We start from the raw sequence: 24,943 nt of genomic DNA, 5'->3' as shown, positions 1-24,943 counted from the left end.
AGCGCAACCTTGCCAAGGTTGAGGTCGAGAGTTCGAGACTCTTCTCCCGCTCCAGAATTCTAAAGGGAAGCTAAGCTGGCTTCCTTTTTTTATCCGCCGCGGTACGCGGCGCGATTAGGCGGTAACCAAGCTCCAATGCGGGAGTAGCTCAGTTGGTAGAGCGCAACCTTGCCAAGGTTGAGGTCGAGAGTTCGAGACTCTTCTCCCGCTCCAGTTTTCAAGGTGGGCCGCGAGGCGCATCCAAGCAGTTCCTCTGGCGAGGTAGCAAAGAGGTTATGCAGCGGCCTGCAAAGCCGTTTAGACGGGTTCGATTCCCGTCCTCGCCTCCAGATAAGTGCATGTGATACATGCGCAAATAAAAAAGCCCACTTCGGTGGGCTTTTTTTCGTCTGTGGCGACGTCCAGGCGTATCTCTGCGCCGGCTGCAGTCGGCGGTAATCAAATAAATGGTTTATATTTATTTGGTTTCCGCGAAATGACTAACCGACAGTAATCTGTGGATCCCAATAAAAATAACCATACAGGCTTTGCGTCTGGCCATCGTCATTCAGGCTATATACGGCAATATAGACGTAGAAATTTTCCGTGCCCGATTTGGATACCTGCGCCGTGAAATTGGAGAAATTGCGCGATTGCTGTACGGCCGGCAAACCATTCGACGAATCCGTATTCGGCACGGCCGCATTTCTCCGTGTAATGGTATTGGAAACAAAGGTATTGAAGACCTTGTCGCCATTCCAGTAATTGATGCCGTAGACAATGACGGCCGAATCGGCATTGTCATAGATGGAAGCGCCGGTGAACGAGACGAAGTCGCCCACATTGGCCTTGAAGCTCAGGTCGGCGGTACCTTGCCCGCTATTGATGCCGCGCAGGTCGGTGGCAATCATGTACTGGCTGGTATGCACCAGGCCCACAGGCTTGGTTTGGTCGGGACTCGTCTGACGTGGATGCTGGGCCATGATCAGATCGGTGTCTATTACAACGAGAATGTTGATTGTAATATTACTGGCATATAATTGCGCGTCGGTCATGATTCCTCCTGAGTTTCCCTACTCGTCTGGCTTTTCGGATACGCCCCGTTTTTTAATGTGGTCAACAGTCTCCACCACTGCTGAGTAGAATAGTGGAGAAAATTGAATAGATACTCTCCAATTGAAACGGCGGAGATTATTTAAAATATTCCCATTAAATTGTTTTTATTTTGAAAATAAAACTATTGGAAACATTATTTGCTTGCCAGTATCCGCTCCCGCTGCGCGCTGCCGCCCCGTCCATCGGCCCGGCTGCATCTTGTATAATGTGTGCAGGCTCGGCAGCGCCGCATGGCGCTGCTGAATCTTCCTCTGTCCGCCAATCCCATGTAGTCACCGACGATTTTCCTCTGCGTGCGACCTCGGCATGGCTTCGTTTTGACGACCGCTGGTATGGCTGCGCCCGATGACTGTGCATCGCGCGCGCATTTCTCTGTTCCGACCCTGGATGTGTATCAATGATCAACGCAACTTTTCGGGACGAGTGGTTCTCGAACATACAAAAAAACGTCCTGGCGGGGCTGACCACCTCATTCGCGCTGGTGCCCGAGTGCATCGCCTTTGCCCTCGTGGCGCAACTGAATCCCCTGATGGGCCTGTATGGCGCCTTCATCATTTGCGCATTCACGGCCATCTTTGGCGGGCGCCCCGGCATGATTTCGGGCGCGGCCGGTTCCATGGCCGTCGTCATCGTCGCGCTCGTGGCCCAGCATGGCGTGCAATATCTACTGGCGACCGTGGTGCTAAGCGGCATCATCATGGCGCTGTTCGGCATCTTGCGCCTTGGAAAACTGATCCGTATGGTGCCCTACCCGGTGATGCTGGGCTTCGTGAATGGCCTGGCCATCGTCATCGCCATGGCCCAGCTAGAACATTTTCGTCAGGCCACGCCGCAAGGCGAAACCTGGCTGCAAGGCACCTCCTTGTACGTGATGGGCGCGCTGGTGCTGCTCACCATGGCCATCGTCTACGTGCTGCCGCGCCTGACAAAAGCCGTGCCGCCGGCGCTGGTGGCCATCCTCGGCGTGGGTGTGCTCAGCCATTTCTTGCACCTGCCCACGCGCACCCTGGGCGACCTCGCGCATATCGCCGGCGGCTTGCCGGCATTCCACTGGCCCACGGTGCCGCTGGACATGGCCACCTTGCACATCATCTTCCCGTATGCGGCCCTGATGGCCATGGTGGGTTTGCTGGAAACCTTGCTCACCTTTAATCTCACGGATGAGATGACGGAAACACGGGGCCAGCCCAACCGCGAATGCATCGCCCTGGGCGCATCGAACGTCGTTTCGGGCCTGTTTGGCGGCATGGGCGGCTGCGCCATGATCGGGCAGACGATGATCAACCTGAGTTCTAGCGGCCGCTCGCGCCTGTCGGGTGCAACTGCCGGTGTGATGATTTTGCTGTTCATCCTGTTTCTGTCGCCGCTGATCGAGCGCATCCCGCTCGCTGCCCTCGTGGGCGTGATGTTCGTCGTGGCGCAGCAGACGTTTGCCTGGGGTTCTTTGCGCGTGCTGGGCAAGGTGCCGTTGCAGGATGCGCTGGTGATCGTCGCCGTGACGGTGATCACCGTGTTCACGGACCTGGCGCTGGCCGTGCTGTGCGGCATCGTGATTGCCGCCTTGAATTTCGCCTGGCAACATGCGCGCGACATGCGTGCCGACATCGATGACACTGGCGCGGGCGTGCGGGTGTACCTGCCGCACGGCACCCTGTTTTTCGCCTCGACCACGCATTTCCTGGAACTGTTCCAGGCGGCGACCGACCCGGCCCGCGTCATCCTCGATTGCCGGCACCTGCACATGGCCGATCACTCGGCCATCGCCGCCATCGAAGCCTTGTATGAGCGTTATGAAAAGGCGGGCAAGCATTTGCAGGTGACGCATTTGTCTCCCCGCAACCAGGCCTTGCTGCAGCGGGCTGGTGTCGATGTGAGCGTGGCGTAAAATAGGCGATTGTTGAATGTCTGTGGAGTGTGAATGCTGTCGTACGAACAAGAGCAATTATTGCAGCAAAGCCAAACGGCTTTTGATGCCTACTATGACGCGCTGGGCGCGTCGCTGGTGAACTTTGTCGAGCGCCTGGGCATCCAGCCCGCGCACGAAGTGCTGACCAATGCGGCCGAATACCTGCCGTACATCGACGCGGCCATGCGCACCATCGTCATCCGCGACGAAAGCTGGCAATGGGTGAAAACCATGCTCGGCTACTTTATCGGCGAATACTTCGTGCAAGGCCATGCGGGTTGCTGGTATGTGGAAACGCGGGCGGAATCGCCGCATTTTTGCCGCACCATGGTGGGCGGCTTCGAGCATGGCTTGCCAGCGGACGCCGCCATCGATCCGGAAGCGCTGGCGCTGGAATTCCTGGGACAATCCGTGCCGCGCGAACTGGCGGCACTGATCGCCCAAGCGCAAGCCCGCGCGGCTTGATGCCGCAGGGCTTGCTGAAGAAAATTTAGAACTCTTCCCACTCGCCTTCGGCCGGTGCCGTTGCCTTGCTGCTGGTGCGTGTCACGGGCAGGCGCAGGGCAGGGGCCGAGGCCTTGCGGGCTGGTGCGGCCGCAGTTGTCGGAGTGGCCGGCGCGCTGCGCTGTGCCGCTTTCACGCTGAAACGGTCGGTCGCCGCCGCATTGGCGTCCAGGCGGAACACGCTGACCACCTGCGCCAGTTCGCTCGCCTGTTCCTGCATCGCTTCGGCCGCTGCCGACGCTTCTTCCACCAGCGCCGCATTTTGCTGGGTCACTTGATCCATTTCGGAAATGGCCTGGTTGACTTGCTCGATGCCCGCGCTCTGCTCTTCGCTGGCGTTGCTGATCTCGCTCATGATGGACGTGACGAAGCCGATGCTTTGCACGATTTCTTCCATCGTCTTGCCGGCCTTGTCGACCAGGTCCGTGCCCACATCGACTTTTTGCACGGAGTCGTCGATCAAGCCCTTGATTTCTTTTGCCGCCGCTGCCGAGCGTTGCGCCAGGTTGCGCACCTCGGTTGCCACGACGGCGAAGCCGCGGCCCTGTTCGCCGGCGCGCGCCGCTTCCACGGCTGCGTTCAGTGCCAGGATGTTGGTCTGGAAGGCGATGCCGTCGATGACGGAAATGATGTCGACGATTTTCTTCGACGAGGTATTGATCTCGCCCATGGTGGCGACCACTTCGGCCACCACGGCGCCGCCGCGGCTGGCGATGCCGGCCGCGTCGCCGGCCAGTTTATTTGCCTGGCGCGCATTGTCGGCGTTTTGCTTGACGGTCGAGGTCAGTTCTTCCATCGACGAGGCCGTTTCTTCCAGCGAGCTGGCTTGCTGTTCTGTGCGCGACGACAAGTCCTGGTTGCCGGCGGCGATTTCGGCCGATGCCGTGGCGATGGTGTCGGTGCCGCTGCGCACCTGGCCCACGATGCCGACGAGGCTGTCGTTCATGGTTTTCAACGCATGCATCAGCTGGCCCGTTTCATCGCGGCCTTGCGCAATGATGGTGCTGGTGAGGTCGCCCGCTGCCACGGTTTCCGCCACTTTCACGGCAGCGCGGATGGGGCCGGTGATCGAGCGCGTGATCCACCACGCGAAACCGATACCCATCAGCACGGCCATCACGCCCATGGTGATCAGGAAGATGCGCGTGCCGCTGTAGGCTTCGATGATGCTGTTGCCGACGCCGTCGGCAGCCTTGATCTGCATGGTGGCAAAGCGCTTGACTTCGGCCAGGTAGGCCACGGTGATCGGCGCGACTTCCTTGTCGAACACGACTTTGGCACCCGCCATATCGCCGTCGGCCTTCATCTTGAAGGCGCGTGCGCGCGTCGTCACGTAGTCGGTGCGCACCTTGCGCACGACCTTGAATTGCTCGATCACGGCCGGGTTGAGCAGGGAGGCGACGATGTCATCCTGCAGCTTGCTGGAACGCTCTGCATCGACTTTCAAGTCTTCCTCGATCTTGGCGCGCACGACAGGATCGGTAATCTCGAACGAGGCGACGCCGCGCACGCTGTTGAGTTCAATGATCTTCGACCATTCGGCCACCATGCGCTGATTCTTGATGCTGGTATTGATGAGGCGGTAAGTCAGGTCGCTGGCCGTTTGCATGCGCACGAGGGCGGTGATGGTCAAGGCGGCAAGCAACAGCAATACGACAGCAAAGCCGACGCCAAGGCGGCTGCCGATGTTCAGGTTTTTCATGTAATTCCTAACAGTTTAATAGTCATGATCGCCGCCGCCAGCAGGGGCGGACAGGCGCCGCAAGGCGCAGGGGATCGGGGTCTTCGGGTGCCGCGTGATGGCTGTGCGGCGCGCCGCGCTGAGCGTGGCGTTGGAGGTGAAGCAAGGGGCATGTCGGTCAGGCTGACCGCTGTCCAGCAAGCCGCAAGTATAGCATTGACGCAGAGAAATAGTTTTTCAAAGCAATTTTAATTATTTTTTGATATTGATTTCCTGTTGTGTTTTTACATCAAGTACCTAGTCCATAAGTACTATCACTTACAGAAGTGCTTACTTTACGCAGGCTTGCCTGATAAAATACTAATGATAATCATTCGTATTAAAACATCGACCAGGGAATTGTATGCAGCAACGTCGCAAGCCAGGATTCAAACCGATCACCATCGCCGTACTGGGCGCCTTGACCTTGGGCGCCACGCCATTGGCGACTTGGGCGCAGGAAAGTTTGCCGGCCGTCACCGTGACGGCATCGAAGGACAAGGATGGCTATGTCGCCGCCACCTCCGCCAGCGGCACCAAGACGGAAATGGCCCTGCGCGACGTGCCGCAGACGATCAACGTGGTGCCGGCCGCTGTCATCCGCGACCAGAACGCCATGTCGATCCAGGACATCATGAAGAACATCCCCGGCGTGGGCTTGTCCACGGGTGACGGCCAGCGCGACCAGATATTCATCCGCGGCTTCACGGCCATCGGCGACCAGTTCGTCGACGGCTTCCGCGATGACGCCCTGTATTTCCGCGACCTGTCAAATGTGGAACGCCTAGAAGTGATCAAGGGGCCGGCCGCCGTGCTGTACGGCCGCGGTTCCTCGGGTGGCCTGGTGAACCGCATTACCAAGAAGCCGGGCGTGGACATCACGGACGTGGCCCTGAGCCTGACCAACACGGCAGGGCGCCGCGGCGAAGTCGACGTGGGCCGTGTCGGCGAGACGGTGGACTGGCGCTTCACGGGCGCGCGCGAATTGTCGGACAGCTACCGCGACCAGCAATTCATCAACCGCACGGCGCTGTCGCCTTCCGTGGCCATCCGCCTGTCCAGCGCCACCAAATTGCTGCTGCAGGGCGATTACCTGGAAGACCGCCGCCTGACGGACTTTGGCATCCCGTCCTACCAGGGCCGTCCCGTCGCCGTCGATGCGCGCACCTATTTTGGCGCCGCGAACGCCCGCGATGCGGACTTCAGCCAGTCGCGCGTCGTGTCCACGGCCGCCACCCTGACGCACAAGTTCAGCGATAGCTTGTCGCTGCGCAATGCCTTCCGCTATTACGATTACCACCTGGACCGCAACAACACGAATATTTCCGGCAACGTCAACGAAGTCAAGGGCACGATGAGCCTCGGTCACGCCAAGCTGAACCGCGACGAAAGCGGGTGGTTCAACCAGACGGAACTGACGCAAAAGCTGGTCACTGGCACCTTGCGCCATGAAGTGCTGTACGGCGCCGAATTCGGCAAGCAAAACAAGGATGCGTCGAGCTGGGCCGCCATCGCTGTATCGACACCTGCGAATCCCGTGTCGATCTTCAATCCCGTGCTACCCGTTGTCGACCGGACCAAGCTGGGCGCGCGCGGCGATACCTTCGGTACCTACGATACGGCCGCCGCCTACGTGCAGGACGCCATCAGCATCAGCGAAGAGTGGAAGGCGCTGGCCGGCCTGCGCTATGACCGCTACAAGCAGCAGTCGCGTCTGGCCAATGCGGCCGGACTGACGCTTGCGGACCTGTCGCGCACGGATTCGGCCTTCAGCCCCCGCGCCGGGCTCGTCTGGCAACCGAGCGCCGTGCAGTCGTACTACGCGTCGTGGAGCCGCTCGTTCCAGCCGAGTGGCGAGAACTTCGCCCTGGCCGCCAACAATGCCGACCTGGCGCCGGAAACCACGCGCAACACGGAAGTGGGCGCCAAGTACGACCTGTGGGGCGGCCGCGCCAACGCCACCGTGTCGCTGTTCCGCCTGGAGCGCGACAATATCAAGAGCAGCGAACCGATCACGAACCGCATCTTCCCAATCGGCACGCAGCGCACGGATGGCCTGGAGCTGACCTTCAATGCGGACTTGCACGATGGCTGGAAAATGATGGCCGGCTACGCTTGGCTGGACGCCACCATCACGGACTCCATCGCCAAGGACACGAGCGTGAATGCGGCTGGCTCCGTTGACGTCAAAGGCAAGCGCGCCACCCTGACGGCACGCAACATGGCCAATTTGTGGCTGACGAAAGACCTGGGCTACGGCTTCACCGTGGGCGGTGGCGCGAATGCCGTTGGCAGCCGTTTCGCCAATGCGGGCAATACGGTGGTGCTGCCCGGCTACGTGACGGCCGACGCCATGGCCGTGTACCGCACGGGCCGCTATGAAGTGCAGCTGAACGTCAACAATATCGGCGACACGCGCTACATCGTGTCGGGCCACGGTTCCAGCCCGAACCTGAGTCTGCCGGGCGCGCCGCGCAATGTGGCGCTGACCTTGCGCTACAGCCTGTAATTTTTATCACTCCCCCAAACCCGCTCGCGAGCGGGTTTTTTGCATGGGTGGGTAGCGATGTGCAAGTCCTCCGGGCAGGCTGGCATTGTTTAGAGGGAACGTTCGGTACCGTCAAATTAACGTTGACTAAAGGAAACTTTCTCCTGCGAACTGAGCCTTGATCAGGATTGAGGGGTAAAATGATGTCATACGGCACAGGCATGGTGCTTATATCTTGGTGATATGACACGACTACGACGCCGTATGACTTTTTATTTACTCACATCATAGAGGCCTGAATATGGTTCAGATGTCCAGGCGCCAGTTCCTTCGGGTAACTGGCGCGACCATTGCTGGTTCCAGCCTCGCCCTGCTCGGTTTCGCACCGGGCCAGGCGATGGCGGAAGTGCGGCAATACAAGCTGTCTCGCACGACCGAGACACGCAATACCTGTCCCTACTGTTCGGTAGGATGCGGCGTCCTGCTGTATGGATTGGGCGATGGCGCGAAAAACGCCGTCTCCAGCATCATCCACGTGGAAGGCGATGCCGATCACCCGGTGAACCGCGGCACCCTGTGCCCGAAAGGCGCCAGCCTGGTCGACTTCATCCACAGCCCGAACCGCCTGAAAGTGCCCGAATACCGCGCACCGGGCGGCACGGAATGGCAACCGATCTCCTGGGATGTGGCGCTCGACAAGATCGCGCGCCTGATGAAGGATGACCGTGACGCCAACCTGATCGAAAAGAATGCCGACGGCAAGACCGTCAACCGCTGGCTCTCCACCGGCATGCTTGCCGCGTCCGCCGGCAGCAACGAGGTCGGGTATCTGACCCACAAGACAGTGCGCAGCATGGGGATGCTGACCTTTGATAATCAGGCGCGTGTATGACACGGACCGACGGTGGCAGGTCTTGCCCCGACGTTTGGCCGTGGCGCGATGACGAATCATTGGGTCGATATCAAGAATGCCGACGTGATCCTGGTCATGGGCGGCAATGCAGCAGAAGCACATCCTTGCGGATTCAAATGGGTAACGGAAGCGAAGGCGCATAACAAGGCCAAGCTGATCGTTGTCGATCCGCGTTTTACCCGTACCGCATCCGTGGCAGATTACTACTGCGCCACGCGTACCGGCACGGACATCGTCTTCCTCGGCGCGATCATCAATTATCTGCTGACGAACGACAAGATCCAGCATGAGTACGTGCGCAACTACACGGACATGCCCTTCATCGTGCGCGAAGACTATGCGTTCGAGGACGGCCTGTTCTCGGGTTTCGACAAGGAAAAAGGCAAGTACACCGACAAGGCCACCTGGGATTACGAGATCGGCGAAGACGGCTATGCCAAGGTCGACCCGACCCTGGAGCATCCGCGCTGCGTCTACCAGATGATGAAGAAGCACTACGCACGCTACACGACCGAGATGGTCGAACGTACGTGCGGCGTGTCGGCCGACAAGTTCCACAAGGTGGCGGAAGCCCTGGCTTCAACCGCCGTGCCGGGACGCGCCGGTACCATCCTGTACGCGCTGGGCTGGACGCATCACTCGACGGGTGCGCAAACCATCCGCACGGGCGCCATGGTGCAGCTGTTGCTGGGCAATATGGGCATCGCCGGCGGCGGCATGAACGCCTTGCGCGGCCACTCGAATATCCAGGGTCTGACTGATCTGGGCCTGATGTCGAACCTGTTGCCGGGTTACATGACCTTGCCGAACGAGTCCGAGCAGGATTTCGATGGCTATATCGCCGCGCGCGCCACCAAGCCGCTGCGGCCTAACCAGCTCAGCTACTGGAGCAATTACCGCAAATTCCACGTCAGCTTCATGAAGACGTGGTGGGGCGACTTTGCCACGGCGGACAATAACTACGCCTTCGACTACCTGCCAAAGCTCGACAAGCCGTATGACTTGATGCAAGCGATCGAGAACATGCATCAAGGCAAGATGACGGGCTATATCTGCCAGGGCTTCAATGTGCTGGCGTCCGCGCCGAACAAGCAGAAGGTCACGGAAGCGCTGTCGAAGCTGAAGTTCCTCGTCATCATGGATCCGCTGGCCGTGGAAACGGGCGAATTCTGGAAGGCGCACGGGCAGTACCACGAAGTCGATCCGACCAAGATCATGACGGAAGTGTTCCGCCTGCCGACCAGCTGCTTCGCCGAGGAACGCGGTTCGCTCGTGAGTTCCTCGCGCGTCTTGCAGTGGCACTGGCAGGCGGCCGAACCGCCGGGCCAGGCGCGCAGCGACCTCGAGATCATGTCGGGCCTGTTCCTGCGCATGCGCAGCATGTATCAGAAAGAGGGCGGCAAGTTCCCCGATCCTATCGTCAACCTGACGTGGAATTATGCGCAGCCGCATAACCCGCAGCCGGAAGAAATCGCCCGCGAATTCAACGGCAAGGCGCTGGCCGACTTGTACGATCCCAAGGATCCGACCAAGCTGCTGGTGAAGAAGGGGGAGCAGCTGGCCTCGTTTGCGCAATTGCGCGACGATGGCACGACCACCAGCGGTTGCTGGATCTTCGCCGGCAGCTGGACGCAGGCGGGCAACCAGATGGGACGGCGCGACAATAGCGACCCGACCGGCATCGGCCAGACGTTGGGCTGGGCCTGGGCGTGGCCGGCGAACCGCCGCGTGCTGTACAACCGCGCTTCGTGCGACTTGAAGGGCAAGCCTTTCGACCCGACCCGTAAACTCATCGAGTGGAATGGCACGAACTGGAGCGGGGCCGATATTCCCGACTTCAAGGTCGATGAACCGCCGGAAAATGGCATGGGTCCGTTCATCATGCTGGGCGAGGGTGTGGCGCGTTTCTTTGCGCGTGGCGCCATGGCCGAAGGTCCGTTCCCCGAGCATTACGAGCCGTTCGAAAATCCGCTCGGCTACAACCCCATGCATCCGAAAAACCCGCAAGCGACCAGCAATCCGGCCGCGCGCGTGTTCGCCGATGACCGGAAAATGTTCGGCACGCATGAGGAATATCCGCATGTGGCCACCAGCTACCGCCTGACCGAGCATTTCCATTACTGGACCAAGCATGCACGCCTGAATGCCATCATCCAGCCGCAGCAATTCGTTGAAATCGGCGAAGAGCTGGCGAAAAGCATCGGTGTCGTTGCCGGCGGTGAAGTGCGCGTCAGTTCCAAGCGGGGCCACATCATCGCCAAGGCCGTCGTCACCAAGCGCATCAAGGCTTTGATGATCGAAGGCAAGCCGGTGCATACCGTGGGCCTGCCGCTGCACTGGGGCTTTACGGGTGTGGCCAAGCCGGGGTATCTGATCAATACCCTGACGCCGGGCGTGGGGGATGCGAATTCGCAAACGCCGGAATTCAAGTCCTTCCTCGTGAAGGTGGAAAAAGCATGATGGGAGCTCAATAATGGCACTGCAATCCTTAGATATCCGGCGCCTGTCGGCTACCACGGTGACCCCGCCGCAAGCACGCAGCCCGGTGACGGGCACCGTGGCCAAGCTGATCGATGTGTCGAAATGCATCGGCTGCAAGGCTTGCCAGACGGCGTGCATGGAATGGAACGACTTGCGTGACGAAGTCGGCGAAAACCATGGCACCTATGACAATCCGACGGACCTGACGCCGCAATCGTGGACGGTGATGCGTTTTGCCGAACACGAAAACAATGACGGCAACCTCGAGTGGCTGATCCGCAAGGACGGCTGCATGCACTGCGAGGACCCGGGCTGCCTGAAGGCCTGTCCGGCGCCGGGCGCCATCGTGCAGTACACGAACGGCATCGTGGACTTCCACCAGGAAAACTGCATCGGCTGCGGCTACTGCGTGGCCGGCTGTCCTTTCGACGTGCCCCGCATTTCGAAAAAGGACGACCGCGCCTACAAGTGCACCTTGTGCTCGGACCGCGTGGCCGTGGGCCAGGAACCGGCCTGCGTGAAAACGTGTCCGACGGGCGCCATCGTGTTCGGCACCAAGGAAGACATGAAGGTGCATGCGGAAGAACGCATCGTCGACCTGAAGTCGCGCGGTTTCGAAAACGCGGGCCTGTACGATCCGCTGGGCGTGGGCGGCACGCACGTGATGTACGTGCTGCACCATGCCGACAAGCCGAAGCTGTATTCGAACTTGCCGGAACGCCCGCGCATCAGCCCGATGGTGGGCTTCTGGAAGGGCTGGTCCAAGCCGCTGGCGGTGGCCGGCATGGCCGCCACGGCCCTGGCAGGCCTGTTCCATTACACGCGTGTCGGTCCGAACGAAGTGAGCAAGGACGAAGAGCACGAAGCGCTGGAAGAGGCCAGGCGCATCCGGGAGGAACAGCATGAAGCATAGTGAACTTCACGATGGCAAGCTGCGCGACAAGGATGGCAATCCCTTGATCGAACGCTACAACCCGAACGAGCGCACGAATCACTGGGTCACGGCCATCACCTTCGTCATGCTGGCCCTGTCCGGGCTGGCCATGTTCCATCCGTCGATGGCGTGGCTGGCGAATCTGTTCGGCGGCGGGCAATGGACGCGCATTCTGCATCCGTTCGCCGGCCTGGTGATGTTCGTTTCGTTCGCGATCCTCGTGGTGCGCTTCTGGCACCACAACAAGTTCGAGGACGGCGACAAGCAGTGGCTGAAGCAGATGGACGACGTGCTCAACAACCGCGAAGACAAGCTTCCGAAGATCGGCAAATACAATGCCGGCCAGAAGATCCTGTTCTTCGTGCTGCTGGCCAGCATGATCGGCTTGCTGTTGTCGGGCATCGTGATCTGGCGCGCGTATTTTGCGTTCTATTTCCCGATCGACGTGGTGCGCTTTGCCGCCTTGCTGCATGCCGGTTGCGCGTTCGCCATCATCTGCGCCATCATCGTGCACATCTACGCGGCCCTGTGGGTCAAGGGCTCGATCGGCGCCATGGTGCGCGGCACCGTCACCTACGGCTGGGCGCGCAAGCACCATCCGAAGTGGTTTGAATCGGTGATCCGCAATACGAGAAAGTAGGCAGTTAGGGTACGTTTTGCCCCAAGTGCAAAAGCTGGGGTCAGACCCGTCGGGTCTGACCCCTGTTTTACTTTGAGGCTTGCGATGACTGTATCGATTAAAATACTTTGACAGCATGGTCACACCCGCTTGCCGTGCTGTGCCTTTTTTGATGGGAAAACTCCATTGGTACAACGCATACTCCAGCCAGGCGAAATCGAAGGCCTGGACCATAACGCGATTCCGCGCCTGCTGCTGCCGCAGCCTGGCAGCCTGTTTACGGCGCGCGCCCTGCGCCTGCGCGAACTGGCGCAAGGTAACATCAAGGGCATCCCCGTCGACGCGGGCATGCAGGGCTACCTGGTGCTGATGGCCGCGCTGGCCGACGCGCAATCGGCCGTGGTGGGAAAACTGGCGCCCGGCGCCGTGCCTGCCGCCGACCCCGACGCGCTGCGACGCGCCATCCAGCACCGCATGCCGGTGCTGCCCGTCAGCGGCGCCCGTCCGCCCGTCTGGCGCGACATTTTCGCCAGCCTGCTCGATGAACTGGCCGCCACGGCGGCAAGCCAGCCGGCATTGTCCGGCGGCCTGACGCAGGTGCTGGCCCAGCTGCGCGCGCTCGATGCGCCAGCGCTGGACGCCTGCGCCGATGCCGTGCTTGATGAAAACGGCGACAACCTCAATCCCATGCATGCGCCGTTCGTCGCGGCCGCCCTGCAAATTCTGTGGTCGGTGTCGGCCAGCGAATTGCGCGCTGCGCGCGTGCCGGATCTGGAAACGGGCACTTTGTGCCCCGTCTGCGGTTCGCACCCGGTCGCCAGCGTGATCCGCATCGGCGGCCAGTCGCAGGGCTACCGCTATCTGCACTGCGGCATTTGCGAAAGCGAATGGCATATGGTGCGCGTCAAGTGCTCGACCTGCGAACAGAATGGCAAGATCGCCTACCAGGGCCTGGACGCGGCCGATGCAAAGCCGTTCGACCCCGTGACGGCCAAGGACGACAAGCTGCCCAACAAGGCGAACGACCCGAAGAAGGTGGCGCGCGCGGAAACCTGCGACGACTGCCACACCTACCGCAAGGTCTTCAACCAGGAACACGATTACAACGTCGAGCCGCTGGCCGACGACCTGGCCAGCCTGATGCTCGACCTGCTGGTGGGCGAAGCGGGCTACCAGCGCGCCAGCGGCAATCCGCTGCTGTGGCTGGGTAAAAGCTCGGATCAGCCGTCATGACGACGGGGCAAACCGTGCGCCTGCCGTCGGTGGACCGCATCTTGGGCGACGCGGCTTGCCTGGCTCTGATAGCACACTATGGCCGCGTGCAGACCCTGGCCTGCGCGCGCGCCGTGCTGGCCGAACTGCGCACGGCCATGCTGGCCGGTGCAGTGTGCGAAGAGGGCGCATCGATCGCCGCCATCGCCGCGCAAATGGACGAACGGCTGCAAGCGCAAGCGCGCCCGCAGCTGCGCGCCATCTTCAACCTGACGGGCACCGTGTTGCACACGAACCTGGGCCGCGCACTGCTGCCCGATACGGCCGTGCAAGCCGTGGTGGAAGCGCTGCAGTGGCCGATGAACCTGGAATTCGATCTGGAAACGGGCAAGCGGGGCGACCGCGACGACCTGGTCGAGGAATTGCTGCGCGAATTGACGGGGGCCGAAGCGGCCACCATCGTCAACAACAACGCGGCCGCCGTGCTGCTGATGCTCAATACCCTCGCGCAGAACAAGGAGGTCGTCGTCTCGCGCGGCGAGCTGGTGGAAATCGGCGGCGCTTTCCGCATCCCCGACGTCATGACGCGCGCGGGCGCCGTGCTGCGCGAAGTGGGCAGCACCAACCGCACGCACCTGGCCGATTACGCGCATGGCGTGAACGAGAACACGGCCCTCTTGATGAAGGTCCATTGCAGCAATTACGCGATTACCGGTTTCACGAAAAGCGTGGAGCTCGACGAACTGGTGCCGCTGGCATTCAAACACGGCGTGCCGACGGCCGTGGATCTGGGCAGCGGCACCCTGGTCGACCTGGCGCAGTATGGCTTGCCGCATGAAACGACGGTGCGCGAAACGATAGCAGCGGGCGCCGACCTGGTGACCTTCAGCGGCGACAAATTGCTGGGTGGCCCGCAGTGCGGCGTCATCGTCGGGCGGGCAGACTTGATCGCGAAGATCAAGCGCAACCCATTGAAAAGGGCACTGCGCGTCGGCAAGCTGACCCTGGCCGCACTGGCCCCCGTGCTGCAGCTGTACCGCGCGCCGGACTTGCTGGCCGAACGGCTGACCACCTTGCGTTTGCTGACGCGTCCCGCCGCCGCTATGCGCACGCAGGCGGAAACCGTGCTGCCGCTGCTGCAAAGCGTACTCGGTGCCGACTATGTGGTCACCGCCGAAGCCATGAAAAGCCAGATCGGCAGCGGCGCCTTGCCCGTCGACCAGCTGCCCAGCTTTGGCTTGTGCATCCGCAGCGCGCCCGGTTCGCGCCTGAGCAATCCCCTGGGCGTGCTGGAACAGCGTTTGCGCGCCTTGCCGTGCCCCGTGATCGGGCGCATCGGCCAGGACACTCTTTGGCTGGACCTGCGCTGCCTGGAAGCGGCGCACGAGACGGCCTTCACCGCGCAACTCGCCGAGTTGTCCGCATGATCGTCGGCACCGCAGGCCATATCGACCATGGCAAGACCACCCTCACGCGCGCGCTGACGGGCGTGCACACGGACCGCCTGAAGGAAGAACAGGCGCGCGGCATTTCGATTGAACTGGGCTACGCCTATCTGCCCTTGGCGGACGGCACGGTGCTGGGCGTGATCGACGTGCCGGGCCACGAAAAATTCATCCGCACCATGGCTTCCGGCGTGACGGGCATCGACTTCGCCCTGCTCGTGGTGGCGGCCGACGATGGCGTCATGCCGCAGACACACGAGCACCTGGCCATCTTGCAGCTGCTCGGTGTGACGCGCGGCGCCGTGGCGCTGACCAAGATCGACCGCGCCGATGGCGCCCGCGTGGCGCAGGTGGAGGCCGACATCGAGGCGCTGCTGGCCGGCACGCCGCTGGCGGGCAGTCCGATCTTTCCCACTGCCGCCCATCGCGACGACGATGCCGGCGTGGCCGCCTTGCTGGCGCACCTGACGCAGGTGGCGCGCGGCCTGCTGCCACGCGATGAACAGCGTTTGTTCCGCCTGGGCGTGGACCGCGTGTTCACCTTGTCGGGCCAGGGCACGATCGTTACCGGCACGGCGCTGGCGGGCCGCGCCCAGGTGGGCGACATGCTGCAGCTGGCGCCTGGTGGCGCACAAGCGCGCGTGCGCAGCATCCATGCGCAGAACCGCGCGGCCGAGACGGGCATGGCGGGTCAGCGCCTGGCGCTGAACCTGGCCGGCATCGACCGCGAGCGCATCGAGCGGGGCAACTGGATCGTCGCGCCCGAGCTGGCGCAGTGCTCCGAGCGCCTCGACGTGGAACTGACGCTCTTGCCCGACGCCGGCGTGCAGCTGAAAGCCTGGTCGCCGCTGCACGTGCACTTGGGCGCGGCGCACCAGCTGGCGCGCGCCGTGATGCTTGATGGCGAGACCCTGTCGCCGGGGCAGACGGGAAGAGTACAGCTGGTGTTCGAGTCGCCCATGCACGGCGTGCCGGGCGACCGCTTCGTCGTGCGCAACGCGCAAGCCACGCAGACGGTGGGCGGCGGCATGGTGCTCGACCCGTTCGGCCCCGCGCGCAAGCGGCGCAGCCCGGCCAGGCTGGCATGGCTCGATGCCCTGGCCGCCTTCATCGCGCACGGCGACTATGCGGCCCTGCTGGCGCAAAGCCCGCTGGGGCTGCGCGAGTCGCTGCTCGTGCGCCTGTCCCTGCTGCCGGCGGCGGCCATCGCGCTGCCGCCTGACACGCGGCGCATCGCCCTGCGCGGCGGCGACGCCTTGCTGGTGGCGCCGCCGGCGTTGCTGGCGCTGCAAGAGCGGGTGCTGGCCGCACTGGAAAATTTCCACGCGCGCGCACCCGACGAGGCGGGGCCGGAACTGTGGCGGCTGAAACGCATCGTCGACGCGGAGATGGAGGACGCCTTGTGGAGCCATCTGGTCGAAGGCTTGCTGGCGCGCGGCGATCTCCTGGCGCGCGGTGCCAGCCTGCACCTGCCGACGCACAGCGTGGAACTGACGCCGCAGGAACAATCGGTGGCCGAACCCTTGCTGGCCGCGCTGGAGCAGGGGCGAGCCGATCCGCCATGGACGCGCGACCTGGCGCGCAGCTTCGGTCTGGCCGAGGACGAGACGCGCAGGCTGTTGCGCAAACTTGCCAAGGCAGGCCAGATCAGCCAGGTCGTGCACGACCTGTTTTATCACCAGGCGGCGCTGGCCGAGCTGGCGCAACTGGTACGCACCCTGACCGAAAAAGCGGAGACCGACGAGAGTCTGGCGCCCGGTGCGGGCGCCGTGGGCGCGGCCGCCTTCCGCGACGCCAGCGGCCTGGGCCGCAAGCGGGCGATCCAGGTCCTGGAATTCTTTGACCGCGTCGGTTATACTCGCCGTGTTGGTAATGGGCATCTATTGCGCCCGCAAGCGCTGTGGTCCTATACGGCAGCCTCGCCCAACAGCTAGCTCAGGCACCGCGGAAAGCACACTCATCCGGTGATGTGGCCGGGCTTCAAACCCGGTGGAGGGCGTCAGACGTTCTTCCGTAGGTTCGACTCCTACTGTTTTCCGCCAGTTACTTTTCCTCCCATCCCCTCCCGCATGGCGTTCTGCTGGCGTTGGCTTGTTGCCACGCTGCCGAAAATAGTTGATTGAATTGCCCATATGCGGCGATGCCAGTGCGGGCCGATGGTAACATCGGCTTGAATCCCCTGTAGCAGAAGAAAGCAAGCATGAAACAAGCAAGCATGGCACGGCTGCTGGCAGCGGCGCTGCTGATGCCGGCGCTGGCCGCGGCGGCCGGCCTGCGCATCGTCGGCGAGCATTTGCCGCCATCGAGCATGATGGAAGGCAATGTCGTCGTGGGGCGTGAAACGCTCAAGGTGCGTGGCATCATGGCGCGCGCCGGTATCGCCTACAGCATCGAATTGCTGCCGTGGAAGCGCGCGTATGCGCAGGCGCTGCGCGAAGCCGACACCTGCATCTTTTCCACCAGCCGCACGCAGGAACGCGAAGCGCAATTTCGCTGGATCGGTCCCCTCAACGAAGCGGAATGGATACTGTATGGCCTGGCCGAGCGGCACCTCACCTTGCGCACGCTGGCCGATGCGCGCGGCCTGGTGATCGGCACGGTGCTCGGCGACGCGCGCGACGATTACCTGCGCCAGCGCGGCATGAGCGTGGCGCCCGTGACGCAGGAGTGGCTCAATCCGCAAAAGCTGCTGCTGGGGCGTATCGACCTGTGGGCCGTCGGCATGGCGGTGGGCAGCAAGCCTTTCGTCGGCAAGGAGTGGGAGGGCAAGGTGGTGCCGCTGCTGACCTTCAACCGCGTGCAGACTTACCTCGCCTGCAACAAGCAATTGCCCGATGCGCAGGTGGCGGCCATGCAGCGCGCGGCGGCCGCCATGCGCCGCGACGGCAGCATGGCGCGCGAACAGCTGCGCTGATTCAGTGCACTGATTTAGCTCTCCAGCCATTGGCGCACGCAGTTGCGTCCTTCGCGCTTGGCCTGGTACAGGGCCTGGTCCGCATGGCTGTAGGCCGTCTCGAACGGCGTGCCGGCACGGTTCCAGCTCAGGCCCACGCTGACGGTGATGGCGCGCGTGATGGGCGCCGCATGGCGCTGGCGGCCGACCGTCTCGCAGATGCGCTGCGCCACTTGCGCCGCGTCGTCGCGCGAGGAGGTGGGCCAGACAACGGAAAACTCTTCGCCGCCGACCCGGCCGATGGCCGTTTCCTGTCCCAATAGCCCCTTCAGGCAGTCGACCACGGCCTGGATCACGCCGTCGCCGGCCGGGTGGCCGAAGTCGTCGTTGACCTGCTTGAACAGGTCGATATCGAGCACGATCAGCGCCATGTCGCCCTGCGCCAGGCAGCGCGACGCGTGGTCGATGACGGCGCCGCGGTTCAGGGCGCCCGTCAGCGGGTCGTGCGTGGCACGGTATTCGAGCTGGCCGGCCAGGGTCTGCAATTGGCGGTTCAGCAGATGCATGTCGCGCTCGGCGCGGTCGCTGCGGCCGATCAGGCGCCGCGTTTCGCGCATCAGCCGCTCGTAGTGGACGATCAGTTCACCGAGCACGCGCCGCTGTTCCGCGCCCGAGGCATTGGCGTCGGCGTGCATGCGGCGCGCGGCAGCCAGCGCCGCCGCTTCCACGGTGAACAGGTCGGGCTCCAGGCCGGACTCGGAGAGGGCGGCGCGCATGCCCTAGCTGCCCTGCACGGGATGGTCGTGGAAGTCCAGCGCCGTGAAGTCCTGCTGCAGCTCCTCGCCGAATTCCAGGATGGTGTCGTCGTCCTCGTCGTGGTACCAGTTCAGACGTACCTGGTTGCCATCGACGGCCGCCTGGTTCAGGGTGTCGAACAGGGTAAACAGCATCTTCGTGCTCGAGCTGTTGAAGTAGGCCAGCGAGACGTTGACGGTGATGGCCGCTTCGCGGCAGCCTTCCAGGTAGGCGCGCACGGCGGCGATCAGCGGGCCATAGAAGGCGGCCGCGTTTTCCGGATACGACTCGCCCTTGATCGACAGGGTGTGCTGCTCGAAACGGAAGTCGATTTCGGGCGAACTCGGGGTCGCGGCGATGAACAGTGGTGACGGTAATTGCATATGCTTTCCTGAGTCGGCTCTTTCAAATGATGGCTTTGATGCAGAAGATGGTGTGGCCAGGTTCCTGGGGATCCTGGACGAATTCGAATTCCAGCGGCTCGCTGGCGTCGCGCGCCATGGTGAGAAAACCCAGGCCCGCGCCCTTGCTGTCGGCCGGCGCTTCCTCGCGCAGGGCCTTTTTATAGGCCAGGCGGATTTCCTCCATCGTCATGGTGTGCAGCGGCTCCAGGCGGGCGCGGATCTGCGCCACGTTGTCCGTCGAGACGGGATTGGCGCACAGCAGAAAAAAGCTGTCGCCGCGCGTGCCGATGCAAAACGAGCCGCGCCGCATCTGCTGGTCCAGCTGCGCATCGGGCGTCAGGCTGTCCGCGGAATAGTGCATGATGTTTTGCGACATCTCGATGAACGAGGAAAAGATGCGCCGCCGCGTGGGCCCGGCCGCGCCGGCGGTGTCGAGGCGCGCCTTGATGGTTTCGGAAATGGCGTTCACCACGTGCTGCGAGAAATAGCCCACGTAAAAAAAGATGATGTTGCGCTTGCGTGCCACATCCCAAAACTCGTTGAATTCTTCGTACAGCACGTCCGTGCTCCTGGCTAGCCGGTGACCCGGTTTCTTGTTGATAAGGTGGCTCGATGGCGCCAAAACTACAGGCGGAAACAGAAAAAGGTCAGGTCGTCGCGGCGCGGCTGCGCTCCCTGCCAGGCGGCGCTGTCCTGCAGCAGGGCCGCCGCCACGTCGCCGGCGGGAGCGTCGCGCCGCGCCAGCAACTGCTCGCGCATGCGCCGCTTGCCGTAGGCGATGTCGCGCGCGCCGCCGATCTGGTCGAGCAAGCCGTCGGTGGTGAGTAACAGCAGGCTGCCGGCGGGTATGGTCAGCGTCTCGTTGTGCCAGCAGTAGCCGGCCGGCGTGTCGACATAGCCCACGCCCATGCGCGCGCCGTCGATGGCGCGCACGCTGTCCTCGCCGGGCGCGACCACGTGCAGCGCCAGTTTCGCCCCCGCGAAACGCAGGCTGGCGCTGGCCGTGTCGTAGCACAGGAAGGCACAATCCATGCCGTCGTTCGAGCCGGCGTGGTGGCCGGTGCTGGCGCCATCCTGGCCCAGCAAGGTCTTGATGGCACGGCTGACGGCGCCGATCAGGGCGGCCGGATCGTGCGGTCCCAGTTCGCGCAGGGCCTGGCTCAGGGCAGACGAGGCGATCAAGGTCATGAAGGCACCCGGTACGCCGTGGCCCGTGCAGTCGGCGATGGCGGCGAACCAGCCGCCCGCGTGGCGTTCGAAAAAGTAGAAGTCGCCGCCGACGACGTCGCGCGGCTGCCATTCCAGGTGCGCGTCGGGCAGGGTGGCGCGCAGTTCCGCATCGGAGGTGCGCAGCAGGGCGCGCTGGATCACGCTGGCGTAATCGATGCTGTGCATGATCTGCCGGTTCTTTTCCGCCTGCATGGTGGCGACCACGTTCATCAGCTGCAAGCCGAAGCCCACGCCGGCCAGCGCGCCATCTTCGGTGATGATGAAGCCGTCGGCCAGCGCCTTCTCGCCCGCTTCCACGGCGCGGAAGGTGAGGTCTTCGATGCTCATGGCGCCGTCGACGATCAGCGGTTCCTTGTCCATGAAGGCGATGCAGCTCTTCTTGCCGTACACCTCGTGATAGAAGGGCTTGGACATCTGCGACATGAAGATGTTGCGGCTGATCAAGCCGATGGGCTTGTGCTGTTCCGTGACGGGCAGGCTCATCATGTCGCGCCGTTCCGTGAACAGTTCCAGCACGGCGAAATTGCTGGCGTCGGCCTGCACGGATTCCGTGGCGATGCACAGGTCGGACGCCACGGACGTGCGATAACGGGGAAGATGCAATCGAGAAGCGTTGAACTCCACAGCGGCTACCTTTAGATGACGGTCGGACCCTTGTTGTCGCGAGAGCAAGGCGACTGACAAACAGGCAATATCATCATGGTAGCCTTTGAATATGACGGCTTGATTACCAGCTTGTCAAAACCGTATGCAAGATGGCTGCATGGCAAGCAACCTACAGGCGCCGGGCCAGCGCCTGCGCCTGTTCCAGCCAGCGCGCGCGCTGCGGCTCGGTGGAGTTCAAAATGGGACCGAAGCTGGCCACCTTGACGGGCTTGATGCCGCAAAATTCCAGCGTCGTCTTGCGCAGCTGGTGGATGCCGGGCATGTGGTAGACCCAGCGGAAATACCAGGGTGGCGTATCCATCGTCACCAGGAGCTGGGCCGTGCGGCCCAACAGCAGCTGCGCCGGGAATGCCTTGCCCGGGCGATATTTGAAGGCGTAGCCGGGCAGGAAGACGCGGTCGACAAAGCCCTTCAGCAGGGCCGGCGCGCCGCCCCACCAGATCGGGTAGGCGAACACCAGATGCTCGGCCCAGCTGATGGCTTCCTGCGCGGCCAGCAAGTCCGCTTCCAGCGGCTGCACCTGGCGGTAGCCTTCGTGCAGGATGGGGTCGAAATCGAGCTGGCCTAGGCGCAGCTCGCGCACGGTATGGCCTTCGCTGCGGGCCGTGGCGGCGTAGGCATCGGCCAGGGCGGCGCAAAAGCTGTCGCTGGACGGGTGGCCGAGGAGTATCAAAATGCGCTTGGGTGTCGTCTTGGTCATGATGCAGGCTGTCCGTTAAAGAAGAGCTTGCATGCTAAAGCCTGCCCCTAGTGGCAGAGTCAAGCGGCCTCTTGCAGACGCTGGCGTGCCAGGCAGTCGCCGATTTCCGTGTCGATGTCGGCCAATTGCGCGTCGAGCTGGCGCAGGCGGGCGATATCCTGCCGCACCTGCGCGCGCTTGGCGGCGATGTGCTGCGACAGGGCGGCCCAGTCCGTGTCGTCGCCGGCCAGGACGGGCAGCAGTTCGGCCAGGCGGAAGCCCAGGACCTGCGCCTGGCGTATCAGCTTCACTTGCGCCAGGTCTTGCTGCGTGTAGACGCGATAGGCGCCCGAGCGGCGCACGTCCCCCAGCAAGCCCAGCGCTTCATAGTGGCGCAAGGCCTTGGGCGAGGTGCCCGCCAGGCGGGCGATTTCTCCGATGTACATGCTTGTCCTTGTCCTTTTATCGAGCTGCGGCGTACGCAGTGTAGCGCAGCTGGCTTGCCAGGCGCTAGCTTGCGCGCTGCCTCAGGACGCTTTGCGCGGCGGGACTTTCTTCGCCGTGCACTCGGCGCAGGTGCCGTACAGCGACAGCGCGTGCTCGTGCAGCACGAAGCCCCGTTCGGCGGCGATTTCGTTCTGGCGCAGCTCGATGCCTTCATCGACGAATTCATCGACCTTGCCGCAACCGGTGCAGACCAGGTGGTCGTGGTGCTGGCCTTCGTTCAATTCGAAGACGGCGTGGCCCGATTCGAAGTGGCGGCGAAACAGAATGCCAGCTTCGGCAAACTGCATCAGCACGCGGTAGATCGTGGCCAGGCCCACGTCGATTTTTTCGGCCAGCAAGAGTTTGTAGACATCGTCCGCACTCAGGTGCTTGATCGTGCCTTCTTGAAACAGCTGCAGAATCCGCAAGCGGGGGATGGTGACTTTCAATCCCGATTCACGCAGTTCCCTCAATATATCCATGTCTCCCATTCCTTTTTGTAGTCGCCTAGCGAGGTCATTCATTATATCGCAAATGATAATCATTACTATTCTCATTTGTATCGTGCGAACCGGAAATAGTATGCCGTGCGGGCAGGCGGCAATCCAGTGACATCGGCGCAAGTGGAGATTGCGTGGCGGGCAACTTGTGCCGGCAGTTATCATGAAGAATCGGAAAATACCCGTTGAATCGCTACACTGTGCACCAGGGAATAACAATGGAGCACGGCATGGACCGATTTGATGCGATGCGGATCTTTACGCGCATCGTCGAGTTACGCAGTTTCACGCAGGCGGCGCATGACCTCGGCTACCCGAAAGCGACGGTCACGCATGCGATCAAGCAGCTCGAAGCGCGGCTGCGCGTGCGCCTGCTGCAGCGAACCACGCGGCAAGTCACGCCCACGCCCGATGGCGAAGCGTATTACCAGCGCTGCGTGCGCCTGCTGGCGGACCTGGAAGAGACGGAATCCGTGTTCAGTTCGGCGGCGCAGCAGCCGGCCGGCAAACTGCGCATCGACTTGCACGCGACCCTGGCCATGCATTTCGTCATGCCCGTGCTGGACCAGTTCTGCGCCCGCTATCCCTTGATCGAACTGGAAATCGGCATGGGCGACCGCCTCGTCGACCTGGTGCGCGAAGGCGTCGACTGCGTGCTGCGCGTGGGCGAACTGGGCGACTCGTCGATGGTGGCGCGCCGGGTGGCGCTGCTCGAACAAGTGACATGCGCCAGTCCCGCCTACCTGGCCGCGCACGGCACGCCGGAAAATCTGGCGCAACTGGCGGGCCACCGCGCCGTCAATTTCTTTTCCGCCCAAACGGGCAAGGTCTGGCCCTTCGATTTCAAGGTGGATGGGCAGCGGCACAGCGTGGCCTTGCCGGGCACGGTGTCCGTCAACAATGCGGACGCGTACCACGCCTGCTGCCGCGCGGGCATGGGCCTGATCCAGGCGCCCCGGTATCACCTTGAATCGGCGCTAGCTGCGGGCGAGCTGGTGGAAGTGCTGCGGGACTTGCGTCCCGACCCGCTGCCCGTGTCCGTGCTGTATCCCCATCACCGGCAATTGTCGCCACGCGTACGCGCGTTTGCCGAGTGGGTCGCCAGCGTGTTTGCCGAGGCGAATTGACGCGCTGCGGCATTTTCTTGACCTGGGTAAAGGAAAAAATCCCTCTAGTGATGCCATCTAGCACTATTTGATGTGGATCAAAGTTTTTGTTGCACTGCAATCTTAGACTTCGCAGCGTTACTTAACGACAAAAAGAGGGAACTAGAATGAAAAAGTCCGCAACTGCAGCAGCAATCGTCCTGGCCGCCATCGGCGCATTCGCCAGCAACGCAATGGCACAGGAAGGCCCATGGCTGGTCCGTGCGCGCGCCGTGCACCTCGATCCGGCCGATAAATCTGCTCCTGTTGGTGGCGTCGGCGCATCCGACCGTTTGACGGTCAGCAGCAAGACGATTCCTGAAATCGATATTTCGTACTTCTTCACCCCGAATATCGCTGCCGAGCTGATCCTGACTTACCCGCAAAAGCATGACGTCAAGCTCGATGGCAACAATATCGGTACCTTCAAGCATTTGCCGCCGACCCTGTCGCTGCAATACCACTTCATGCCTGAAAAACAGTTCAGCCCTTACGTGGGTGCCGGCATCAACTACACGAATATCTCCGACGTGAAATTGCTGAACGGCGCCGGCCGCCTGGAGCACGACAGCTGGGGCTACTCGCTGCAAGCCGGTGTCGACTACAAACTGGATAAAAACTGGTCCCTGAACTTCGATATCAAGAAAGTGCAGATCCGCAGCGACGTCTTCATCGGTGGCGCCAAGGCCAGCGAAGTCAAGGTCGATCCTCTCCTGATCGGTGTCGGTGTCGGCTACCGCTTCTAAGCAGTGACCGGCTGCGCCCATGCGGCGCGGACAATAAAAAAGACGGCCAGGTGTGAACCTGGCCGTCTTTTTGCATGGCATG

Annotated in this window: 21 protein-coding genes and 3 tRNA genes; 15 read left to right on the top strand and 9 right to left on the bottom strand. The window is 62.4% G+C overall.

Features of this window, described 5'->3' with window-relative positions; translation table 11 throughout:
• Positions 1–137 precede the first annotated feature (137 nt).
• Positions 138–213 (top strand) — tRNA-Gly (locus tag JAB6_RS24235).
• Between the two features lie 42 nt (positions 214–255).
• Positions 256–329 (top strand) — tRNA-Cys (locus tag JAB6_RS24230).
• Positions 330–479: 150 nt separating this feature from the next.
• On the opposite strand, the gene JAB6_RS24225 is transcribed toward JAB6_RS24230, so the two are convergent.
• Positions 480–1,034 (bottom strand): inclusion body family protein, encoded by a 555-nt coding sequence (locus tag JAB6_RS24225; RefSeq protein ID WP_034756648.1) that lies wholly within the window; start codon positions 1,032–1,034, stop codon positions 480–482.
• A gap of 458 nt (positions 1,035–1,492) precedes the next feature.
• Here JAB6_RS24225 and JAB6_RS24220 point away from each other — a divergent pair, with 458 nt between their 5' ends.
• Both JAB6_RS24220 and JAB6_RS24215 read left to right on the top strand, forming a co-directional pair.
• Entirely contained in the window at positions 1,493–2,980 is a 1,488-nt protein-coding gene (locus JAB6_RS24220; RefSeq protein ID WP_070305153.1) for a SulP family inorganic anion transporter, read from the top strand.
• 33 nt (positions 2,981–3,013) lie between these two features.
• On the top strand, positions 3,014–3,466 hold the full coding sequence (locus JAB6_RS24215; protein ID WP_051991793.1) for a hypothetical protein: 453 nt from the start codon (positions 3,014–3,016) through the stop codon (positions 3,464–3,466).
• Positions 3,467–3,491: 25 nt separating this feature from the next.
• On the opposite strand, the gene JAB6_RS24210 is transcribed toward JAB6_RS24215, so the two are convergent.
• Positions 3,492–5,207 carry a methyl-accepting chemotaxis protein gene (locus JAB6_RS24210; protein ID WP_070305151.1) on the bottom strand — a complete coding sequence of 572 codons (1,716 nt, stop codon included), beginning with the start codon at positions 5,205–5,207 and terminating at the stop codon, positions 3,492–3,494.
• 382 nt (positions 5,208–5,589) lie between these two features.
• Between JAB6_RS24210 and JAB6_RS24205 the strand changes: the two genes are divergently transcribed.
• The 9 genes from JAB6_RS24205 (at position 5,590) to JAB6_RS24160 (ending at position 18,231) form a co-directional block, all read left to right on the top strand.
• Complete coding sequence (locus JAB6_RS24205; RefSeq protein WP_070305149.1) at positions 5,590–7,734, top strand: TonB-dependent siderophore receptor; 2,145 nt, start codon at positions 5,590–5,592, stop codon at positions 7,732–7,734.
• 280 nt (positions 7,735–8,014) lie between these two features.
• Positions 8,015–11,086, top strand: coding sequence for a formate dehydrogenase-N subunit alpha (gene fdnG, locus JAB6_RS24195; RefSeq protein WP_083292970.1), 3,072 nt, complete (start codon positions 8,015–8,017; stop codon positions 11,084–11,086).
• Between the two features lie 13 nt (positions 11,087–11,099).
• Entirely contained in the window at positions 11,100–12,020 is a 921-nt protein-coding gene (gene fdxH, locus JAB6_RS24190; protein WP_070305145.1) for a formate dehydrogenase subunit beta, read from the top strand.
• Positions 12,010–12,681: a formate dehydrogenase subunit gamma gene (locus JAB6_RS24185; RefSeq protein WP_070305143.1), complete on the top strand. Its 672-nt coding sequence runs from the start codon at positions 12,010–12,012 to the stop codon at positions 12,679–12,681. The genes fdxH and JAB6_RS24185 overlap by 11 nt, the downstream gene beginning before the upstream one ends.
• 165 nt (positions 12,682–12,846) lie before the next feature.
• Positions 12,847–13,893, top strand: coding sequence for a formate dehydrogenase accessory protein FdhE (gene fdhE, locus JAB6_RS24180; RefSeq protein ID WP_070305140.1), 1,047 nt, complete (start codon positions 12,847–12,849; stop codon positions 13,891–13,893).
• Positions 13,890–15,299, top strand: a complete 1,410-nt coding sequence (gene selA / locus JAB6_RS24175) for an L-seryl-tRNA(Sec) selenium transferase (protein ID WP_070305138.1) — start codon at positions 13,890–13,892, stop codon at positions 15,297–15,299. Before fdhE ends, selA begins: the two co-directional genes overlap by 4 nt.
• The gene (gene selB / locus JAB6_RS24170) at positions 15,296–17,251 is read left to right on the top strand and encodes a selenocysteine-specific translation elongation factor (protein ID WP_070305136.1); all 1,956 of its coding nucleotides are present in this window, start codon (positions 15,296–15,298) and stop codon (positions 17,249–17,251) included. Before selA ends, selB begins: the two co-directional genes overlap by 4 nt.
• 12 nt (positions 17,252–17,263) lie before the next feature.
• Positions 17,264–17,359, top strand: a tRNA-Sec gene (locus JAB6_RS24165).
• 158 nt (positions 17,360–17,517) lie between these two features.
• Positions 17,518–18,231, top strand: coding sequence for an ABC transporter substrate-binding protein (locus JAB6_RS24160; protein ID WP_070305134.1), 714 nt, complete (start codon positions 17,518–17,520; stop codon positions 18,229–18,231).
• A 14-nt stretch (positions 18,232–18,245) separates the two neighbouring features.
• Here JAB6_RS24160 and JAB6_RS24155 read toward each other — a convergent pair whose 3' ends face one another.
• The 7 genes from JAB6_RS24155 to fur form a co-directional block, all read right to left on the bottom strand.
• Entirely contained in the window at positions 18,246–18,986 is a 741-nt protein-coding gene (locus JAB6_RS24155; protein WP_070305132.1) for a GGDEF domain-containing protein, read from the bottom strand.
• A 3-nt stretch (positions 18,987–18,989) separates the two neighbouring features.
• A complete protein-coding gene (locus JAB6_RS24150; RefSeq protein WP_070305130.1) occupies positions 18,990–19,388 on the bottom strand; it encodes a DUF1987 domain-containing protein in 399 nt (132 codons plus the stop codon).
• Positions 19,389–19,410: 22 nt separating this feature from the next.
• A complete protein-coding gene (locus JAB6_RS24145; protein ID WP_034756676.1) occupies positions 19,411–19,968 on the bottom strand; it encodes a SiaB family protein kinase in 558 nt (185 codons plus the stop codon).
• Positions 19,969–20,033: 65 nt separating this feature from the next.
• Positions 20,034–21,242: a SpoIIE family protein phosphatase gene (locus tag JAB6_RS24140; protein ID WP_070305129.1), complete on the bottom strand. Its 1,209-nt coding sequence runs from the start codon at positions 21,240–21,242 to the stop codon at positions 20,034–20,036.
• A gap of 172 nt (positions 21,243–21,414) precedes the next feature.
• Positions 21,415–22,005 carry an NAD(P)H-dependent oxidoreductase gene (locus JAB6_RS24135; protein WP_070305128.1) on the bottom strand — a complete coding sequence of 197 codons (591 nt, stop codon included), beginning with the start codon at positions 22,003–22,005 and terminating at the stop codon, positions 21,415–21,417.
• Positions 22,006–22,064: 59 nt separating this feature from the next.
• Positions 22,065–22,430 carry a MerR family transcriptional regulator gene (locus tag JAB6_RS24130; RefSeq protein WP_034756684.1) on the bottom strand — a complete coding sequence of 122 codons (366 nt, stop codon included), beginning with the start codon at positions 22,428–22,430 and terminating at the stop codon, positions 22,065–22,067.
• 81 nt (positions 22,431–22,511) lie between these two features.
• Positions 22,512–22,952, bottom strand: a complete 441-nt coding sequence (fur, locus tag JAB6_RS24125) for a ferric iron uptake transcriptional regulator (protein WP_034756687.1) — start codon at positions 22,950–22,952, stop codon at positions 22,512–22,514.
• A gap of 248 nt (positions 22,953–23,200) precedes the next feature.
• Between fur and JAB6_RS24120 the strand changes: the two genes are divergently transcribed.
• A complete protein-coding gene (locus tag JAB6_RS24120) occupies positions 23,201–24,097 on the top strand; it encodes a LysR family transcriptional regulator (RefSeq protein WP_070305162.1) in 897 nt (298 codons plus the stop codon).
• Positions 24,098–24,243: 146 nt separating this feature from the next.
• The gene (locus tag JAB6_RS24115; RefSeq protein WP_034756695.1) at positions 24,244–24,861 is read left to right on the top strand and encodes an OmpW family protein; all 618 of its coding nucleotides are present in this window, start codon (positions 24,244–24,246) and stop codon (positions 24,859–24,861) included.
• Positions 24,862–24,943: the final 82 nt, after the last annotated feature.

Source organism: Janthinobacterium sp. HH104 (assembly GCF_001758715.1).
GTDB classification, from domain to species: Bacteria; Pseudomonadota; Gammaproteobacteria; order Burkholderiales; family Burkholderiaceae_D; genus Janthinobacterium; species Janthinobacterium aestuarii.
Note: the sequence above shows the minus strand (reverse complement) of the source record. Positions and strands in the feature narration are given on the sequence as shown.

Coding starts and splice junctions, on each gene's coding strand:
- JAB6_RS24225 (WP_034756648.1), bottom strand. CDS start 1,034: ATGACCGACGCGCAATTATATGCCAGTAATATTACAATCAACATTCTC.
- JAB6_RS24220 (WP_070305153.1), top strand. CDS start 1,493: ATGATCAACGCAACTTTTCGGGACGAGTGGTTCTCGAACATACAAAAA.
- JAB6_RS24215 (WP_051991793.1), top strand. CDS start 3,014: ATGCTGTCGTACGAACAAGAGCAATTATTGCAGCAAAGCCAAACGGCT.
- JAB6_RS24210 (WP_070305151.1), bottom strand. CDS start 5,207: ATGAAAAACCTGAACATCGGCAGCCGCCTTGGCGTCGGCTTTGCTGTC.
- JAB6_RS24205 (WP_070305149.1), top strand. CDS start 5,590: ATGCAGCAACGTCGCAAGCCAGGATTCAAACCGATCACCATCGCCGTA.
- fdxH (WP_070305145.1), top strand. CDS start 11,100: ATGGCACTGCAATCCTTAGATATCCGGCGCCTGTCGGCTACCACGGTG.
- JAB6_RS24185 (WP_070305143.1), top strand. CDS start 12,010: ATGAAGCATAGTGAACTTCACGATGGCAAGCTGCGCGACAAGGATGGC.
- selA (WP_070305138.1), top strand. CDS start 13,890: ATGACGACGGGGCAAACCGTGCGCCTGCCGTCGGTGGACCGCATCTTG.
- selB (WP_070305136.1), top strand. CDS start 15,296: ATGATCGTCGGCACCGCAGGCCATATCGACCATGGCAAGACCACCCTC.
- JAB6_RS24160 (WP_070305134.1), top strand. CDS start 17,518: ATGAAACAAGCAAGCATGGCACGGCTGCTGGCAGCGGCGCTGCTGATG.
- JAB6_RS24155 (WP_070305132.1), bottom strand. CDS start 18,986: ATGCGCGCCGCCCTCTCCGAGTCCGGCCTGGAGCCCGACCTGTTCACC.
- JAB6_RS24150 (WP_070305130.1), bottom strand. CDS start 19,388: ATGCAATTACCGTCACCACTGTTCATCGCCGCGACCCCGAGTTCGCCC.
- JAB6_RS24135 (WP_070305128.1), bottom strand. CDS start 22,005: ATGACCAAGACGACACCCAAGCGCATTTTGATACTCCTCGGCCACCCG.
- JAB6_RS24130 (WP_034756684.1), bottom strand. CDS start 22,430: ATGTACATCGGAGAAATCGCCCGCCTGGCGGGCACCTCGCCCAAGGCC.
- fur (WP_034756687.1), bottom strand. CDS start 22,952: ATGGATATATTGAGGGAACTGCGTGAATCGGGATTGAAAGTCACCATC.
- JAB6_RS24120 (WP_070305162.1), top strand. CDS start 23,201: ATGGACCGATTTGATGCGATGCGGATCTTTACGCGCATCGTCGAGTTA.
- JAB6_RS24115 (WP_034756695.1), top strand. CDS start 24,244: ATGAAAAAGTCCGCAACTGCAGCAGCAATCGTCCTGGCCGCCATCGGC.